The sequence below is a fragment of the Vibrio artabrorum genome, assembly GCF_024347295.1.
Lineage (GTDB): Bacteria > Pseudomonadota > Gammaproteobacteria > Enterobacterales > Vibrionaceae > Vibrio > Vibrio artabrorum.
In genome coordinates, this window is the sequence record NZ_AP025458.1 from 494,185 (window position 1) to 511,893 (window position 17,709).

Below are 17,709 nucleotides of genomic sequence, written 5' to 3' on the forward strand. Positions count from 1 at the left end.
ACAATGGAGATATTCGCAGTGGTAAGAATTGCAATTGCAGGAGCAGCGGGCCGCATGGGTCGCAACTTGGTGAAAGCCGCTCATCATAATTCAGAAGCAAGTGTTGGAGCTGGTTCAGAGCGTCCAGAGTCCTCTTTGGTCGGCGTAGATGTCGGTGAGTTATGCGGTGAAGGTCGTTTTGATGTTGTTCTCGTTGATGATTTATCGAAAGCCATCGAAGAGTTTGACGTGATCGTCGATTTTACTGCCCCTGTTAGCACATTAGCGAATATTGAACTTTGTAAACGTCACGGTAAAAAACTGATTATCGGTACGACGGGTTTCTCTGAAGAAGAGAAGCAGGTGATTGATGCTGCTTCAAAAGAGATGGCTATCGTAATGGCACCTAACTACAGCGTTGGCGTGAACCTGGTCTTTAAGCTGCTAGAGAAGGCCGCTAAAGTGATGGGCGACTATTGTGATGTCGAGATCGTTGAGGCTCATCACCGTCATAAAGTCGATGCACCGTCAGGCACTGCGATTGGTATGGGCGAAGCGATTGCGAGTGCGATGGGCAACGAGCTAAACGATGTCGCCGTATGGTCACGCGAAGGTATTACTGGCGAGCGTACTAAAGATGAGATTGGTTTCGCGACGATTCGTGCCGGTGACATTATTGGTGAACATACCGCTATGTTTGCTGATATCGGTGAGCGAGTGGAAATTACCCATAAAGCGACTGATCGAATGACCTTTGCTAATGGCGCAATCAAAGCCGCGGTTTGGTTAAATGATAAACCAGCAGGCTTTTATACCATGACGGATGTGCTTGGTTTGAATGACCTGTAAATAGATATTTATGCGCTGGCAATTGCCGGCGCTTTCTTTGTTTGGTGCCTTTTCCTTAGTAATCTCTTCTCTACGATCTTCCTTCTACTTTCTTTCTATCGCCTTTTTTTCTCTATTTTTATGTTGTTTATGTAGGGTTTGGTGTGTTTTTTATTTTAGATCTTTAAATTATCATGTTTTCTCTTGGCATTTATCGATTGCGTTTTGTTGCTGACATTTTTATCACTCCATGGTTGGCTAAAATGAGGGATGAAAATGAGAAAATCGTAATATTCGAGCTAAATGAGCATAAAAGTTGAACTTTTGGCGCTTTGAGGAGGGAAATTGAATTAGTCCTTACAAATGTTTAATTTCTTTTGAGTTAAATGTTGACACATATCACGCAGATCACTAAAATACCGCCAATTTGTCTAATTTCCATAAACACGCAGTTTTTGGTGTTGCAGGAAGGTAGATTTGCAAATTAAATCAATTTTAATGCATTTTTATTTCTGGAGGTTGTCTTGAAGAAGTCAGCACTACTCGTCCTAGAAGATGGGACAGTATTTCACGGTGAAGCCATTGGCGCTGTAGGTTCTGCAGTTGGTGAAGTCGTTTTTAATACCTCGATGACGGGGTACCAAGAAATCCTCACTGATCCTTCCTATTCTCAACAAATCGTTACCCTTACTTACCCTCACATTGGCAATACCGGAACCAATTCCGAAGACGAAGAATCTTCTTCAATCCACGCTCAAGGCCTTGTGATTCGCGATCTCCCTCTCATCGCTTCTAACTTCCGTAATGAACAATCCCTCTCTGATTACCTTAAGTCGCAAAACGTTGTTGGTATCGCTGATATCGATACTCGTAAGCTGACGCGTATTCTGCGTGAAAAAGGCGCACAGAACGGTTGTATCGTAGCGGGCTCTTCAGTAAATGACGGGAACCTAGACGAAGCTTTGGCTCTAGCTAAAGCAAAAGAATTCCCTGGCCTGAAAGGTATGGACCTTGCGAAAGAAGTTACAACAAAAGAAGCGTATCAGTGGAAACAAGGTTCGTGGACGCTTACGGGTGGACTTCCTGAAGCGAAAGCAGACTCAGAATTGCCATACCACGTTGTTGCTTATGACTTCGGTGCAAAACGAAACATCCTACGAATGCTTGTTGACCGCGGCTGCCGCCTAACGGTTGTTCCTGCTGAGACTTCAGCTGAAGAAGTGCTAGCTCTGAACCCAGACGGTGTTTTCCTTTCAAATGGCCCTGGTGACCCAGAACCATGTACTTACGCAATTGAAGCGACAAAAGTGTTCCTAGAAAAAGGCTTACCAATCTTCGGTATCTGTCTAGGTCACCAGATTCTTGCTCTTGCGTCAGGCGCTAAGACAGTGAAGATGAAGTTTGGTCACCACGGTGCAAACCACCCGGTTAAAGATTTAGATCGTGATGTTGTGATGATTACTTCGCAAAACCACGGCTTTGCTGCTGACGAAGAAACCCTGCCAGAGACACTACGTGCAACGCACAAATCACTATTTGATGGTTCTCTACAAGGTATTCACCGTACAGACAAACCAGCATTCAGCTTTCAAGGTCACCCTGAAGCAAGCCCAGGTCCAGAAGACGCAGCGCCGTTATTCGACCACTTTATTGAACTAATCAAACAGCACACAGCGTAATTCGGAGTAGTAGACAATGCCAAAACGTACTGACATTAAAAGTATTCTTATTCTAGGTGCTGGCCCGATCGTTATCGGCCAAGCATGTGAGTTCGATTACTCTGGTGCTCAAGCTTGTAAAGCGCTTCGCGAAGAAGGTTACCGAGTTATTCTTGTAAACTCGAACCCAGCGACCATCATGACTGACCCAGATATGGCCGATGCCACTTACATCGAGCCTATCCAATGGGAAGTGGTGCGTAACATCATCGCTAAAGAGAAGCCTGATGCCGTTCTACCTACTATGGGTGGCCAAACTGCATTGAACTGTGCTCTAGACCTAGAAAAGCACGGCGTTCTTGAAGAGTTCGGTGTTGAAATGATTGGTGCAACGGCTGACGCTATCGATAAAGCAGAAGACCGTTCACGCTTCGATAAAGCAATGAAAGCCATTGGTCTTGAGTGTCCAACTGCTGATACTGCGAAAACCATGGAAGAAGCTTACAAAGTTTTAGACATGGTTGGCTTCCCTTGTATCATTCGTCCATCGTTCACGATGGGTGGTACGGGTGGCGGTATCGCTTACAACAAAGAAGAATTTGAAGAAATCTGTCGCCGTGGTTTGGACTTATCTCCAACAAACGAACTTCTTATCGATGAATCACTTATCGGTTGGAAAGAGTACGAGATGGAAGTGGTTCGTGACAAAAATGACAACTGCATCATCGTATGTGCGATTGAAAACTTCGACCCAATGGGTATTCACACAGGTGACTCAATCACCGTGGCTCCAGCTCAAACGCTGACAGACAAAGAATACCAACTAATGCGTAACGCATCTCTAGCAGTACTGCGCGAGATTGGTGTTGAAACAGGTGGTTCAAACGTACAGTTTGGTATCAACCCGAAAGATGGCCGTATGGTTATCATCGAGATGAACCCACGTGTATCTCGCTCTTCTGCACTAGCATCTAAAGCAACAGGTTTCCCAATCGCTAAGATTGCAGCGAAACTGGCTGTTGGTTTCACGCTAGACGAGCTAATGAATGACATCACTGGCGGCGCAACACCAGCATCATTCGAACCAACAATCGACTACGTAGTTACTAAGATTCCTCGTTTTAACTTCGAGAAATTTGCCGGTGCTAACGACCGTCTAACGACGCAAATGAAGTCGGTTGGTGAAGTTATGGCTATCGGCCGTAACCAACAAGAATCTCTACAAAAAGCACTTCGCGGCCTAGAAGTTGGCGCGACTGGTTTTGACGAAATGGTCGACCTCGATGCACCAGACGCACTGACGAAAATTCGTCATGAGCTGAAAGAAGCTGGCGCAGAGCGTATTTGGTACATCGCTGACGCATTCCGTGCGGGTATGTCGGTAGATGGTGTATTCAACCTAACGCAAATCGACCGTTGGTTCCTCGTTCAAATCGAAGACATCGTTAAACTAGAGCAAGAACTTAAAGCGAAAGGCTTTGCTGGTCTAAATAAAGACGAGCTAAACAAGCTTAAGCGTAAAGGTTTTGCTGATGCGCGCCTATCTAAGATTCTAGGTGTAGCGGAAAGCGAAATCCGTCGTCTACGTGACCAATACGATATCCACCCGGTGTACAAGCGTGTCGATACATGTGCGGCTGAATTCTCTTCAGATACGGCTTACATGTACTCATCTTACGATGACGAGTGTGAAGCAAACCCAACAGACAAAGAAAAAATCATGATTCTAGGCGGCGGTCCAAACCGTATCGGCCAAGGTATTGAATTTGACTACTGTTGTGTACACGCATCACTCGCGCTACGTGAAGATGGCTACGAAACTATCATGGTTAACTGTAACCCTGAGACAGTTTCTACAGACTACGATACGTCTGACCGTCTGTACTTCGAACCCGTCACTCTGGAAGACGTACTCGCAATCGCTCGCGTTGAGAAGCCAAAAGGCGTTATCGTTCAGTACGGTGGTCAAACACCACTTAAACTGGCTCGTGCTCTTGAAGCAGCTGGCGTACCAATCATCGGTACTAGCCCTGACGCAATCGACCGTGCAGAAGACCGTGAGCGTTTCCAAGTTGCTGTAGACCGTCTAGGCCTACTTCAGCCAGAAAACGCGACAGTAACAACCATGGAGCAAGCGGTAGAGAAATCTCGTGAAATCGGCTTCCCACTGGTTGTACGTCCTTCATACGTACTGGGTGGTCGTGCGATGGAAATCGTATACGACGAGCAAGACCTACGTCGCTACTTCAACGAAGCAGTAAGCGTATCAAACGAATCTCCAGTACTACTTGATAGCTTCCTAGATGACGCTGTTGAAGTTGACGTAGATGCGATTTGTGACGGTGAGCGCGTGGTAATCGGCGGTATCATGGAGCACATCGAGCAAGCAGGCGTTCACTCCGGTGACTCAGCATGTTCGCTTCCTGCATACACGCTAAGCCAAGAAATCCAAGACGTAATGCGCGAGCAAGTTGAAAAGCTGGCGTTCGAGTTGGGTGTTCGTGGTCTGATGAACACGCAGTTTGCGGTTAAGAACAATGAAGTGTACCTAATCGAGGTTAACCCTCGTGCAGCACGTACGGTTCCATTCGTATCTAAAGCAACGGGTGCGCCAATCGCTAAGATTGCCGCTCGTGTCATGGCGGGTCAATCTCTAGAGTCTCAAGGCTTTACCAAAGAAATCATCCCACCTTACTATTCAGTGAAAGAAGTGGTACTTCCATTCAACAAGTTCCCTGGTGTTGACCCACTGTTAGGCCCAGAAATGCGCTCTACTGGTGAAGTTATGGGTGTTGGTGCGACGTTCGCAGAAGCATACTCTAAAGCTGAATTAGGTTGTGGTCACATCTACCCTGAAGGCGGTCGTGCGCTGCTTTCTGTTCGCGAAGGCGACAAAGAGCGTGTTGTTGACCTAGCATCTAAGCTATCTAAGCTTGGCTACCAGCTAGACGCAACGCACGGCACAGCAGTTATCCTTGGCGAAGCGGGCATCAACCCACGTCTAGTGAACAAGGTACACGAAGGTCGTCCTCACATTCTTGACCGTATCAAGAACAACGAGTACACCTACATTGTGAACACAGCTGCTGGTCGTCAAGCGATTGAAGATTCTAAAGTTCTTCGCCGTGGCGCACTGGCTGAGAAAGTGAACTACACGACGACGCTAAACGCTGCATTCGCGACTTGTATGGCGCACACTGCAGATGCGAAGACGTCAGTGACTTCAGTTCAAGAGCTTCACGCACAGGTTAAAGCTTCTCTAGCTTAATCGCCTCAAATGTATTGCTGTTAAGCGGATATCAATGCGCAAAGCCCACTCTTCGGATTGGGCTTTTTTATGTCTGTTATTCGGCGGCAACTCAATGATGAATATTTGGAATAGGTTAGAATCTTGTGTTTCGTTATTGCTCGTCTGTCGTGAGTGGTAACTTGTCGCTAAACAGGACTTAAAGGCGTTGGGTATATGGAAATTACATTGGAATTATTGGCAATTTTGTTTGTTGTCGCAACAGGGGCTGGTTTTATCGACGCGATGGCGGGTGGCGGTGGATTACTAACCCTACCGGCATTGTTAGCGGCCGGAGTACCACCAACGCAGGCACTAGCAACCAACAAACTCCAAAGTTCCTTTGGTAGCTTCTCTGCGAGTTGGTATTTCGTGCGCAACGGCATTGTCAGCATTAAAGAGATGCGTCTCGCTATCTTTTGTACTTTTATCGGTTCTGCGGTGGGGGCTGTATCAGTGCAGTACATTGATGCGAGCTTACTGACCAGTGTTATTCCGCTGCTGTTGATCGCCATCTCTCTCTACTTCCTATTAGCGCCACAAACCAAAGTAACTGAAGGTAAACAGAAAATCTCCGAGGCGATGTTTGCTCTGTGTATTGGTGGCGGTATTGGCTTCTACGATGGTTTCTTTGGCCCAGGAACCGGTTCTATTTTTACGGTCTGTTTTGTCGTGATTGGTCACTTCTCGTTAGTCGATGCTACGGCGCGAACTAAGGTACTTAACTTCACCTCGAATATTGCCGCATTGACCTTCTTTATCTTAGCTGGCTTACCCATTTGGGAGTTGGGATTAGTGATGGCGGTCGGTGGCTTTATGGGCGCTCAGCTTGGCGCCAAAGTCGTGGTGACAAAAGGGCAAAAATGGATTCGCCCGCTTGTGATCGTGATGTCGATGCTCATGGCGTCTAAACTGCTTTGGGAACAGCATCAACAATGGATTCTATCAGTGTTTTAACTCGAGGAGACTGATAGCTATTTGGTCTCACACAGATATGAATCGGTCGAATCAAGCCAGCTAATTCGGTGAAACTATACAGATATTGAGGCTCAATATTGAGTGTTTTTACGATAGAGAGCGGGATTAACGCTGACCCAGTCCCGCCCAATGCAAGTTGCGCTGCTGCGGTATAGGCATCCATCTCCATCAAGGGTTTGATACCAAACTTCTCTAATACAGAAAGTTGATAAGAATTGGCAGGATTGGTCATGTCGTTAGTGATGACCATTGGAGGGAGCTCCGTTAGCGGCGACTTACTCACTATGTAAAACGGCTCATCAAACAGATGGAAGGTCATCAACCCATGATGCGGTGGCAGTAAGCCAGCACACAACCCCAAGGTCGCCTTGCCAGATTGCACTCGCTCTATGATTCTCGGTGTGTGGTTGGTGGTAATGGTGATGTATTTATCTTGCTGGATAAATTGGCCCATCATCTCACCTAAATAGCCGGCTATCAGAGACTTAGAGCTGTCTAATGTAATGAGAGTGGTATCTTCCAACTCTTGCTGTTCATAAATAAGCCCGCGAAGTTCATTGAATGTAGGGCCAATACTCTCGATTAATGCAATCGCATCTGGCGTGAGTTTTATCTGTCGGCCACTCGGTTCAATGAGCTTTTTACCTAGCTTCTTTTCTAAATTCGCAATCCGTTTGCTGACCGCTGATTGGCTGATATAAAGCAAACTGCCGGTGCGGCTCATGGTCTTTGCTTTGCTCAGCACCAATAGCGTTTCAATTCCTTCGAGTAACATTGAGTCATATTCATGAAAGTTGGGAATGATTGGATCAAGTTACCTGAAATTACAACTATTCTCTAGTCTCTTGCTCATTGATATTAACCCCGCGAGATGATGTGAGGTGTGCGTATTATTTGCTGACGGCAATCTAAAGTGGCTTTCTATGCGTAGGAGATATCATCTTCGAGGCTCTGGAGAGCACGACTACGGAGAGACGATTTAAATGACCGATGAGGTGGAAATAAAGAAGGCTCCTTGCGGAGCCTTTTTCTATTTTATAACTCTGGCTTATTTGAGAGCGAAAGTCGGCAATGACAAGTGCCAGCGAATCGCGGCTAGCCTTATAAGCAGTGTTGTAAAGACGCCAGCTAAAAATGCGGTTTCTGAGTCGTGACCCATGCTGATTGCCATGGTATGAAAAGCACCGCCAATGATACAAGCGGTTGCGTAAACCTCGCTTCTTAGAATCATCGGAACTTCTCTTGCTAGAACATCACGGATAATCCCACCACCACAGCCGGTGATAACACCCATGATAATCGCGACTAATGCTGAGTCTTGATACATCAGAGCTTTTTCAACCCCGATTCCCACAAATACGGCTAAGCCTATCGCATCACAGACAGGTAATATCCACCATGCTAAACGTTTTGGTCGTCTCACAATCATCATGGTGAGTAAGCAAGTGATGAGAATGACCCAAAGGTAGGTTGTATTTGAGATCCAAAATACAGGCGTTGCACCTAATGCCATGTCACGAATCGTGCCACCACCAATAGCGGTTACGCTACCCAAAACAGCGACACCAAAGGGGTCCATCTTGAGGCGGCCGGCGACAAATACACCTGAAATAGCAAAGATGGCAGTGCCAAATAAATCGATAATATAAAGCAGCATGGAGTCCATGATACTGTGCTCTTATAGTTGAAATTTTAGGAATGGGTAAGTTGCGAATTGTACGAAAAAATTCGGCAAATAGTTAGCGATTTTGCCTCGCTCTATCGAAGAAATCGCACACTTGCTGAATCGCTTTTAATGTTCTCGTTGTTGGACGATTAATCCAGTCAGAGTTGAGTGACCAAATCTGATTTTGAGCCACTGCCGGGATTTCGTCTTTCCAAGTTTGCCACATCGTTCCATTCTCAATCGCATGCTGAGAAGTGAAGATCACTTGCGGTTTCTTTAGTACGACTTGCTCTATCCCGACTTGTGGGTAAGGGGAGGCACTGTCTTCAAACACATTGTGCCCCCCACAAAATTCAAAGACCTCACTTGGCCAGTTCCCTTGAGCAACGGTGATGATCGGTTTTTCACTCAGTTGATAAAAGTAGTTTACGGGCTGTGCATCTTTATATTTTAACCTCAATGCGTTGAGCTGTTTTCTGTATTGTTGAGCGTTGTTTTGGCCAACACTTGGATCGCTTGAATATTGGCTCAGTTGCTCAATATTGGTTGCGATACTGTCGAGGCTTTTCGTTTTGGAATAGTAGATGTTAAAACCAAACTGCTCTAGCTTCGCGAGTTCTCTTGGCGGGTTTCCGGCTGGCCAAGCGATAATAAGATCAGGTTGCAGCGTGATGATTTTTTCAACCTTGATGCCTTGATAATTAGCTACCTTTTCAAGTTTATCGGCTTGTTGTGGGTAATCACTTCGCTCACTTACCGCAACCAGTTGATCGCCTAAACCGGCGCTATACGCGAGTTCAGTCGCGTGAGGAGCAAGGCTTATCACGCGTTGAGCTGGTTGAATGTTCTTTGGCGTTTCAGCAAAGGATAAAGGCAGCCAAAAACTGGAAGACAATAAAGTAAGGCTGGTAATAAGTGCTGAAGGTTTCACTCTAAACCCCTTGGTGAATAAATAGTAAGGCTAGGCTTTGTAAGAAAATCCAGATAGCGATGCGACCAAACAGCAACTTCTGAACCTGAGATAAATGCAGCGCTGATGGGGCAACTCTCCCCCCTAATTTTGCACGAATGGCTTTGGTGTTGCCATAAATAGCAGGGCCGCCTAATGACAGTTCAAGTTTGTTACCGACAGCGGTAATCAACCACGCAGGGCCGGGTAGCGGCCAAGCACGACTTTGAATCAACATTGTCTTAAATGTGTACGTTGCTTTCTCACCACATACGATCATCAAAGCAAACAGACGCATCGGTATGAATTCGAGAATCGCGACGATCTTGACTGCCGTTGATCCAAATGGAGCAAATTGTTGACGACTTGGCGACCAAGCTCGCGCTAATTCGACCGTTAAGCGATACATTAAAGCGGCGATGCCCCCTCCTATAGCGTACCAGAATAACACACCAACTACGTTCCGGGCATAACCCATGATGATGGTTTCTGTCGCGGCTTTGCCAAGTCCTAGAGACGACAATGATTCGGTTTGACGATTGACGATGGGAGCCAGTAACAGGCGAGCCGTGGCTTTATCTTCTCGACTCAGTGCTTTAATCAGTTGATTCGCCAAATTTTCATTATTGCGCCAATCAATCGCGATCAATAACAGCGCTAATTCAAACAGTTGAGATTGCCAAACTAATGGTTTCAGTGCCAAAAGGACAATCAGAGCGGGCAATACCATTAATACCCAGGCTAATGCACCTGAAATTAAACTTTGGGAGTAATTTTGATTGGTATTCACCCTAGCGACCAAAAGCTCAGCAAATTTATGCCATAAAGTGGTAGGGTGGGCGGCATGAGGGATAGGCAAGATTAAATGAAAAAGCAGTGCTCCCCACATTACAAGGAGCACGCCATTTGCAAATACTTGATCAAACAGTGCTTGCATGTCTAGTTGCTTATTTTAGTAGGGCAACCATCTTGATCACCATTTCAGAAGAGCTCTGTGCGGCTAACGGTAGGAACTCTTCGAAGCTCATCGGAGACTCTTTGTCTGCAACATCAGAGATTGCACGCACCACCACGAATGGTACTTGGAATTGGTGACAAGCTTGAGCAATCGCAGAGGCTTCCATCTCTACAGCAACCACTGATGGGAAGTGCTTGCGGATGAACTCTTGGCGTTCTGCTGTGCAAACAAATGCGTCGCCAGTACAAATAAGACCGCGAACGGCATGCTTATCTTCCATTTGTGCGAGTGCTTGTTCAGCAACCGCCATCAGTTTGTCGTCAGCTTTGAACGCTGCAGGTTGACCTGCCATTTGGCCAATTTCGTAACCGAAAGCGGTAACGTCAGCATCGTGGTGGCGAACTTCAGTTGAGATCACCACATCGCCAAGATTCAGTGTTGAATCAAAACCACCCGCAGAACCCGTGTTCAGAACGACATCTGGTTGGTATTCGCTGAGTAGGATTGAAGTACCAACAGCTGCTGCTACTTTACCAATGCCTGATTGAAGCAAAACAACGTCAACACCATTTAGCTGACCAGAAAAAAAGGTACAACCGCCTTTATTAACTTCAGTAATGTCTGAAATTGCTGCTTTTAGGATCGCAACTTCTTGCTCCATTGCGCCAATGATGCCGATTTTCATGTGTAGTCTCTTAATAAATAATATTTAAACAGTAGAGCGAAATTGTAGCATGGATAAGAAGTGTCGAGCGACTGCCCAGAGACACTTCTCATCCGAATAGCCGCGATTTATCTGCGAATTCTATTCTCTATTTGATTAGGCCTTCGCTTTTCAAGCTAGCACGAAGTTGTTCAGCACGTTTTCGGTTTACGCCAAAATCAGAATAACCAGTGCGAGACTCCGAACGCACCATCAGTTTGCCATCCGTGATTTTAAGTTCTAAGTCATCGACAAAACGCATGATGCGAGAAGTACATTCAACACGCAGATAATCTTCTGTTTTACTCGCGGTTTTCGATCCCGGTAAGGTTAGCGCAACCTGCTCAATCGCATCTAAGTTCACTGAATCTGACAACTCAAACGCGGCCAAAGCATGCTGCTCACGGTCATCTTGAGTGGATACGCAGTTTGGTTTGTCTCCACAAGGTGATGAAGTTCTGTCTTTCATGTCCGTGATTCCTTGGCTGCAAGCGGTTAAAGTGAAAAGAGATAGCGAGAGGAGAGCGGCTTTTTTCATAGTGTTTCCTATGGCGTTGTTTTAATTGTAATTGTAGTTCTCGGTATTCGTTAATTTACGATTGTTTTACGTATTCTTTGTTATGCCGTTGGTAAAACATATCGAATTTAAAAAAGGATCCATATACGGATCCTCTTTTTATAGTAACGGCTTGATTAATAGCGGAAACTTTAGATTAGTCACACTTCTAGGTAATCCAAGATGCCTTCCGCTGCTTTACGGCCTTCATCGATAGCGGTTACTACCAAGTCAGATCCTCGAACGGCATCGCCGCCCGCAAAGATCTTGCTGTTGGTGGTTTGGTATTGAAACTCTTGTTTACTCGGGGCCTTGATACGTCCCCATTGATCGAGTTCCACACCGAAAGGTTCTAACCACTCCATAGCATGGGGTTGGAAACCAAATGCCATAATGACGGCATCAGCCTCAAGAACATGCTCACTGCCTTCGACAGGTTCTGGGCGACGACGACCTGCTTCATCGGGTTCACCTAGCGCCGTTTTCACCACTTTGACGCCAGTAACGTGACCTGATGAATCCGTTTCCAGTGCTAATGGTTGAAGGTTGAACATGAACTTCACGCCTTCTTCTTTCGCGTTCTTCACCTCACGACGAGAGCCTGGCATGTTTGCTTCATCTCGGCGATAAGCACAAACAACGTTAGCTGCCTGTTGACGAATCGAAGTTCGGACACAGTCCATCGCAGTATCACCACCACCAAGCACGACCACTTTTTTGCCCTTCATGTCGATAAATGGGGTTGGGTTATCCAGTTCCATGACCTTGTAAGTATTGGAAACAAGGAAGGGTAGAGCATCATAAACGCCCGGTGCTTCTTCGTTGTCTAACCCTGCACGCATGTTTTTGTAGGTGCCGACACCCAAGAAAACAGCATCATAATCATCGACCAGTTGTTGTAGTTGAACGTCTTTACCGACTTCGGTATTCATCTTAAATTCGACCCCCATTCCACTAAAGATACGGCGACGGTTTTCCATGATGCCTTTCTCGAGTTTGAATGATGGGATACCAAACGTGAGCAGACCACCGATCTCCGGATAGCGGTCAAATACCACGGCTTTCACACCATTTCGAACTAAGATATCAGCAGCAGCAAGACCGGCGGGGCCTGCGCCGATGATTGCGACCTTTTTGTCGGTCCATTCGACATGCGACATGTCTGGCTTCCAACCCATCTCAAACGCTTTGTCATTGATGTATTTTTCAATGTTGCCGATGGTGACTGCGCCGAAATCGTCGTTGAGTGTACAAGAACCTTCACACAGACGGTCTTGAGGACAAACTCGTCCACACACCTCAGGTAAGCTGTTGGTTTGGTGAGACAGTTCAGCCGCTTCGATAATGCGCCCTTCATTGGCAAGCTTGAGCCATTGAGGGATGTAGTTGTGGACTGGGCACTTCCATTCACAGTAAGGGTTACCACAATCTAAACAGCGGTCAGCTTGCGCCTTGGCTTGTTGTTTAGTGAAAGGTTCGTAGATCTCTACAAACTCAATCTTACGAATCTTGATTGGTTTCTTCGCTGGATCTACGCGATTCACATCAATAAATTGGTATACATTCTGGCTCATGATTGGCTCCTTCCAATTATTGTGCTTGAACACGAAGTTCAGCTGAGCTGCGGCTTTGGTGACCGAGCAAGGTGTTAAGATCCGCCGTCTTCGGCTTCACTAAGTAGAACTTCGGAATCCATTCATCAAAGTTCGCCAGAATCGCTTCAGCGTGTGCGGAGCCTGTTTCTTCTAAGTGCTCCGCAATCAAGCCGCGCAGATGTTCTTGGTGGATAAATAAGTCCGACAGAGAAAGTGCCTCGACCGATTCGTTGTTCACTCGGCCTTGGAAGTCTTCATTCTTATCCATCACATAAGCAAAACCACCTGTCATACCGGCGCCGAAGTTGACTCCGGTTGCGCCAAGAATCGCCACAATACCACCCGTCATATACTCACAAGCGTTATCACCCGCACCTTCAATCACAGCGACGGTGCCTGAGTTACGCACGCCAAATCGCTCGCCGGCAGTACCTGCTGCAAATAACTTGCCTCCGGTTGCGCCATACAAACAGGTGTTACCGATGATGGTCGCTTCGTTACAAACAAATGCAGTACCTTGGTGAGGCTTGATAACCACCTTACCGCCCGCCATGCCTTTGCCGACATAGTCATTAGCATCGCCTGTCAGATATAGCTCGACGCCACCCGCGTTCCAAACTGCAAAAGATTGGCCCGCTGTACCATCGAGGTACAACTTAATTGGTGAGCCCGCCATGCCTTGGTTACCGTAACGCTTCGCTATTTCACCAGAGATACGAGCACCAATCGAGCGATCGGTGTTGATTACGTTGTAGTAAAGGTTGGTGGACTGTCGTTTCTCAATCGCATCGAGTGCATCATCAAGGATTTGTTGGTTGAGCTGAGCCTTATCGAATGGTGCGTTTGGCTCGGTCCAAAACAGCGGGTGACCTTCTGGAGATACCGGAACTTCAAGTATTGAAGAGAGATCGAGTTTGCTCTGTTTCGCCGTGAGGCCTTGAACGGCTTCAAGTAGATCTGTGCGACCAATCAAGTCCGTGAGTTTTTCCACGCCAAGTTCTGCAAGGTGTTGGCGTACTTCATCGGCTAGGCCAGTAAAGTAGTTGACCACCATGTCTGGCAGACCTTTGAAGTATTCGCGGCGTAGCGTTTCATCTTGAGTCGCCACACCCGTCGCACAGTTGTTTAGGTGACAAATTCGTAGGAACTTACAACCCATGGCGACCATTGGCGCGGTACCAAAACCAAAGCTTTCAGCACCGAGAATCGCGCCTTTAATGACATCAAGGCCAGTTTTTAAACCACCATCGACTTGCAAGCGGATCTTATGACGCAGGCCATTGGCAACCAATGCTTGTTGAGTTTCCGCTAAGCCAAGCTCCCAAGGACAACCTGCGTATTTTACTGAGGTCAGTGGGCTTGCCGCGGTGCCACCGTCGTAGCCTGAAATGGTGATCAGATCGGCATAGGCTTTTGCTACACCAGTTGCAATCGTACCGACACCCGGTTCGGATACTAACTTCACTGAAACCAAGGCTTTAGGGTTCACTTGCTTAAGGTCGAAAATCAGCTGCGCTAGATCTTCGATAGAATAAATATCGTGATGTGGAGGCGGGGAGATCAGTGTCACCCCTTGAACTGAATATCTCAGCTTAGCGATTTCTGCGGTGACTTTATGTCCCGGCAGTTGACCACCTTCGCCCGGCTTCGCACCTTGTGCGACTTTGATTTGTAAAACATCCGCATTGGTTAAGTAATGTGGCGTCACACCAAAACGACCGGAAGCGATCTGCTTGATACGGGAGTTACGATCAGTCCCAAAGCGTCGTGGATCTTCACCACCTTCACCAGAGTTGGAGTAACCACCCAAGCGGTTCATCGCTATGGCTAATGCTTCGTGCGCTTCTGGGCTCAACGCACCGATCGACATTGCCGCAGAATCGAAGCGTTTAAACAGATCGCTGTTAGGCTCGACTTGCTCGAGTGGTAGAGGTTGGTCGGCTTTTTTGAGGCTCATTAAGTCGCGTAACATCGCAGCGGGTCGAGCATTTACTTGCTTAGCAAAAGAGAGATAATCTGATGCTTCACCGGTTTTTACTGCAGTTTGCAGCGTCCCAACCACATCAGGGTTATAGGCGTGATATTCGCCGCCGTGTACATATTTGAGCAAACCACCGTGTTCGATCGGCTTGCGCTTAGTCCATGCCTTACGCGATAGGTTATAGATATCTTGTTGGAAATCACTAAAGCTAGCACCTTGGATTCGAGTGGTAACTCCGCGGAAACAGAGCTCAACTATATCCGAATGTAGGCCAACAGCTTCGAAAAGCTGCGAACAGCGGTAAGAGGCAATAGTTGAAATACCCATCTTCGACATGATCTTATATAGACCTTTGTTGATGCCGTTTTGGTAATTTTGCATTGCGGTACGATAGTCTTTATCTAAAGACCCGTCATCCAACATTTTACCTAACGCTTCATAAGCGAGGTATGGGTAAACGGCGGTAGCTCCGAAGCCAATCAGCACGGCAAATTGGTGTGGATCGCGCGCAGTTGCGGTTTCAACCACGATGTTGGCGTCACAACGTAGGTTGTTGTCAGCAAGCCTGGTTTGCACCGCACCGACAGCCATCGCTGCTGGAACTGGCAGTTTGCCTTTTTCTAAACCTTTGTCTGAAAGCACAATCAGAACAGCACCATCACGCACTTCTTGAACCGCACGATCACACAAGTCATTGATGGCTTGTTCGAGATCTTGCTGAGCCGGATCGTAGTGTAGGCTTAGAAGCGCGTGGCCATAGTGTTTTTGATTTAACTGCAGAAGTTGCTGCATGTCAGAGTAGAGAAGAACGGGCGAATTAAATGTTACACGGTAGGCGTGGCCATCTGTTTCGCAGAATACATTCATCTCTTTACCGATACTGGTCGCTAAAGACATCACGTGTTTTTCACGCAATGGATCGATTGGCGGGTTGGTGACTTGTGCAAACTTCTGACGGAAATAATCAGTGATGAGACGCTCTTTAGAAGAGAGTACGGCCATTGGCGTATCATCGCCCATCGAGCCTACTGCCTCTTGCCCCATATCACCAAGTACTCGCAGCACTTGGTCTGATTCTTCGTTGCTCATCGCAAACTGTTTTTGGTAGGTTTTGAGCGTGTCATCGTCAAAGCTGCGCTTACCGACTTGCTCATCGGGCAGATCGGAAAACGGTGTGAGTTTGTGAACGTTCTTTTCCATCCACTCTTTATAAGGGTGGCGACCTTTGAGGTCATTGTCGATCTCGTTAGATTGCCACAGTTTGCCGCGGCGCGTATCAATAACGAGCAATTCACCTGGGCCGACACGCCCCTTTTCAGCGACTTCATCTGGCGCGTAGTTCCATATACCCACTTCTGATGCCAAGGTGATCAAACTGTCTTTGGTGATCACATAACGTGCAGGACGTAAGCCGTTTCTATCGAGGTTACATGCCGCGTAACGACCATCAGAAAGGACGATACCTGCGGGGCCATCCCACGGCTCCATATGCTTGGAGTTGAAGTCATAAAAGGCGCGCAGATCGGGGGCCATATCTGGGTGATTTTGCCAGGCGGGCGGTACAAGCATACGCATCGCTCGGAAGATATCCATACCACCAGCAAGGAATAGATCGAGCATGTTATCTAGGCTTGATGAATCTGATCCTGTCTCATTCACAAAAGGTGCGGCCGTTTGTAAATCGGGCAGCAGAGGTGAAGAGAATTTATAGGCGCGAGCCTTAGCCCATTGACGGTTGCCTTCAATGGTATTGATCTCACCATTGTGCGCTAAATAGCGGAATGGCTGAGCCAGTGGCCAACGGGGCTGAGTATTGGTTGAGAAGCGCTGGTGGAACAGACATATCGCCGATTCCATGCGTAAGTCAGCAAGATCGAGGTAAAATCGCGGAAGATCGGCCGGCATACACAGACCTTTGTAAACCATGACTTGTGTCGAAAGGCTACAAATATAGAAATCTTTGTCTTCGGTGAGCTGCTTTTCAATTCTACGACGAGCAATGTATAGACGTCGTTCAATATCGCGTTCACGCCAACCCGCAGGAGCTGAGATAAAGACTTGCTGAATATTGGGAACTGAATCTTTGGCGATCGGACCTAATACGTCTGTGTTGGTTGGTACAACGCGCCAACCTGCAACCGTTAACGTTTCTTGAGCGAGCTCTTTATTGACGATGTCTTGCGCGGTTTGCGCTTTGATTGGATCTTGGCTGAAGAAAATCATGCCGACAGCGTATTGCTTGCCGAGCTTGAAGTTATTCTCTTCTGCAATAATTCTGAGATAAGAGTCTGGTTTCTGTAGCAATAAGCCACAGCCATCTCCTGTTTTACCATCCGCAGCAATACCACCACGGTGTGTCATACGATCGAGGGCTGAAATAGCCGTTCGTACCAACTTATGACTGGGTTGGCCTTCCATTTGCGCTATTAAACCAAATCCACAGTTGTCTTTTTCAAGACTAGGATCATATAGAGCCATTGCAATTCTCCCTTTTGCTTCTCTGTCATCCAGACAGTAAATGACCAACTATTCATGTACTTATTATTTTTATCAATGGGTTATTCTATTGCTC

The 17,709-nt window shown here is 46.9% G+C and carries 12 protein-coding genes; 4 read left to right on the top strand and 8 right to left on the bottom strand.

Going from position 1 to position 17,709, the window contains the following annotated elements; genetic code table 11:
- The first annotated feature begins 3 nt into the window (after positions 1 to 3).
- The 4 genes from dapB to OCU36_RS02300 all read left to right on the top strand — a co-directional run bounded on the left by dapB (position 4) and on the right by OCU36_RS02300 (position 6,708).
- The gene (gene dapB / locus OCU36_RS02285) at positions 4 to 828 is read left to right on the top strand and encodes a 4-hydroxy-tetrahydrodipicolinate reductase (RefSeq protein ID WP_261839673.1); all 825 of its coding nucleotides are present in this window, start codon (positions 4 to 6) and stop codon (positions 826 to 828) included.
- 503 nt (positions 829 to 1,331) lie between these two features.
- On the top strand, positions 1,332 to 2,486 hold the full coding sequence (gene carA / locus OCU36_RS02290; protein ID WP_010434758.1) for a glutamine-hydrolyzing carbamoyl-phosphate synthase small subunit: 1,155 nt from the start codon (positions 1,332 to 1,334) through the stop codon (positions 2,484 to 2,486).
- Between the two features lie 16 nt (positions 2,487 to 2,502).
- Positions 2,503 to 5,733, top strand: coding sequence for a carbamoyl-phosphate synthase large subunit (gene carB, locus OCU36_RS02295; protein ID WP_261838862.1), 3,231 nt, complete (start codon positions 2,503 to 2,505; stop codon positions 5,731 to 5,733).
- Positions 5,734 to 5,928: 195 nt separating this feature from the next.
- Positions 5,929 to 6,708 (top strand): TSUP family transporter, encoded by a 780-nt coding sequence (locus OCU36_RS02300; protein ID WP_261838863.1) that lies wholly within the window; start codon positions 5,929 to 5,931, stop codon positions 6,706 to 6,708.
- Here the strand turns inward: OCU36_RS02300 and OCU36_RS02305 are convergent.
- The 8 genes from OCU36_RS02305 to gltB all read right to left on the bottom strand — a co-directional run bounded on the left by OCU36_RS02305 (position 6,659) and on the right by gltB (position 17,615).
- Entirely contained in the window at positions 6,659 to 7,504 is an 846-nt protein-coding gene (locus OCU36_RS02305) for a LysR family transcriptional regulator (RefSeq protein WP_261838864.1), read from the bottom strand. The two genes, OCU36_RS02300 and OCU36_RS02305, sit on opposite strands and share 50 nt — an antisense overlap.
- Before the next feature lie 273 nt (positions 7,505 to 7,777).
- Entirely contained in the window at positions 7,778 to 8,395 is a 618-nt protein-coding gene (locus tag OCU36_RS02310) for a TRIC cation channel family protein (protein WP_261838865.1), read from the bottom strand.
- Positions 8,396 to 8,468: 73 nt separating this feature from the next.
- Positions 8,469 to 9,326, bottom strand: coding sequence for a vitamin B12 ABC transporter substrate-binding protein BtuF (gene btuF / locus OCU36_RS02315; protein ID WP_261838866.1), 858 nt, complete (start codon positions 9,324 to 9,326; stop codon positions 8,469 to 8,471).
- A gap of 1 nt (position 9,327) precedes the next feature.
- On the bottom strand, positions 9,328 to 10,281 hold the full coding sequence (locus OCU36_RS02320) for a cobalamin biosynthesis family protein (protein WP_261838867.1): 954 nt from the start codon (positions 10,279 to 10,281) through the stop codon (positions 9,328 to 9,330).
- A gap of 10 nt (positions 10,282 to 10,291) precedes the next feature.
- Entirely contained in the window at positions 10,292 to 10,987 is a 696-nt protein-coding gene (gene mtnN / locus OCU36_RS02325) for a 5'-methylthioadenosine/S-adenosylhomocysteine nucleosidase (RefSeq protein WP_012603226.1), read from the bottom strand.
- A 127-nt stretch (positions 10,988 to 11,114) separates the two neighbouring features.
- Positions 11,115 to 11,543, bottom strand: a complete 429-nt coding sequence (locus tag OCU36_RS02330) for a DUF1499 domain-containing protein (RefSeq protein ID WP_261838868.1) — start codon at positions 11,541 to 11,543, stop codon at positions 11,115 to 11,117.
- A gap of 179 nt (positions 11,544 to 11,722) precedes the next feature.
- On the bottom strand, positions 11,723 to 13,135 hold the full coding sequence (locus OCU36_RS02335) for an FAD-dependent oxidoreductase (RefSeq protein WP_261838869.1): 1,413 nt from the start codon (positions 13,133 to 13,135) through the stop codon (positions 11,723 to 11,725).
- 16 nt (positions 13,136 to 13,151) lie between these two features.
- Positions 13,152 to 17,615, bottom strand: coding sequence for a glutamate synthase large subunit (gene gltB, locus OCU36_RS02340; RefSeq protein WP_261838870.1), 4,464 nt, complete (start codon positions 17,613 to 17,615; stop codon positions 13,152 to 13,154).
- Between the last annotated feature and the right edge of the window lie 94 nt (positions 17,616 to 17,709).

Coding starts and splice junctions, on each gene's coding strand:
- OCU36_RS02300 (WP_261838863.1), top strand. CDS start 5,929: ATGGAAATTACATTGGAATTATTGGCAATTTTGTTTGTTGTCGCAACA.
- dapB (WP_261839673.1), top strand. CDS start 4: ATGGAGATATTCGCAGTGGTAAGAATTGCAATTGCAGGAGCAGCGGGC.
- OCU36_RS02330 (WP_261838868.1), bottom strand. CDS start 11,543: ATGAAAAAAGCCGCTCTCCTCTCGCTATCTCTTTTCACTTTAACCGCT.
- carB (WP_261838862.1), top strand. CDS start 2,503: ATGCCAAAACGTACTGACATTAAAAGTATTCTTATTCTAGGTGCTGGC.
- OCU36_RS02305 (WP_261838864.1), bottom strand. CDS start 7,504: ATGTTACTCGAAGGAATTGAAACGCTATTGGTGCTGAGCAAAGCAAAG.
- OCU36_RS02335 (WP_261838869.1), bottom strand. CDS start 13,135: ATGAGCCAGAATGTATACCAATTTATTGATGTGAATCGCGTAGATCCA.
- OCU36_RS02310 (WP_261838865.1), bottom strand. CDS start 8,395: ATGGACTCCATGCTGCTTTATATTATCGATTTATTTGGCACTGCCATC.
- mtnN (WP_012603226.1), bottom strand. CDS start 10,987: ATGAAAATCGGCATCATTGGCGCAATGGAGCAAGAAGTTGCGATCCTA.
- gltB (WP_261838870.1), bottom strand. CDS start 17,615: ATGGCTCTATATGATCCTAGTCTTGAAAAAGACAACTGTGGATTTGGT.
- OCU36_RS02320 (WP_261838867.1), bottom strand. CDS start 10,281: ATGCAAGCACTGTTTGATCAAGTATTTGCAAATGGCGTGCTCCTTGTA.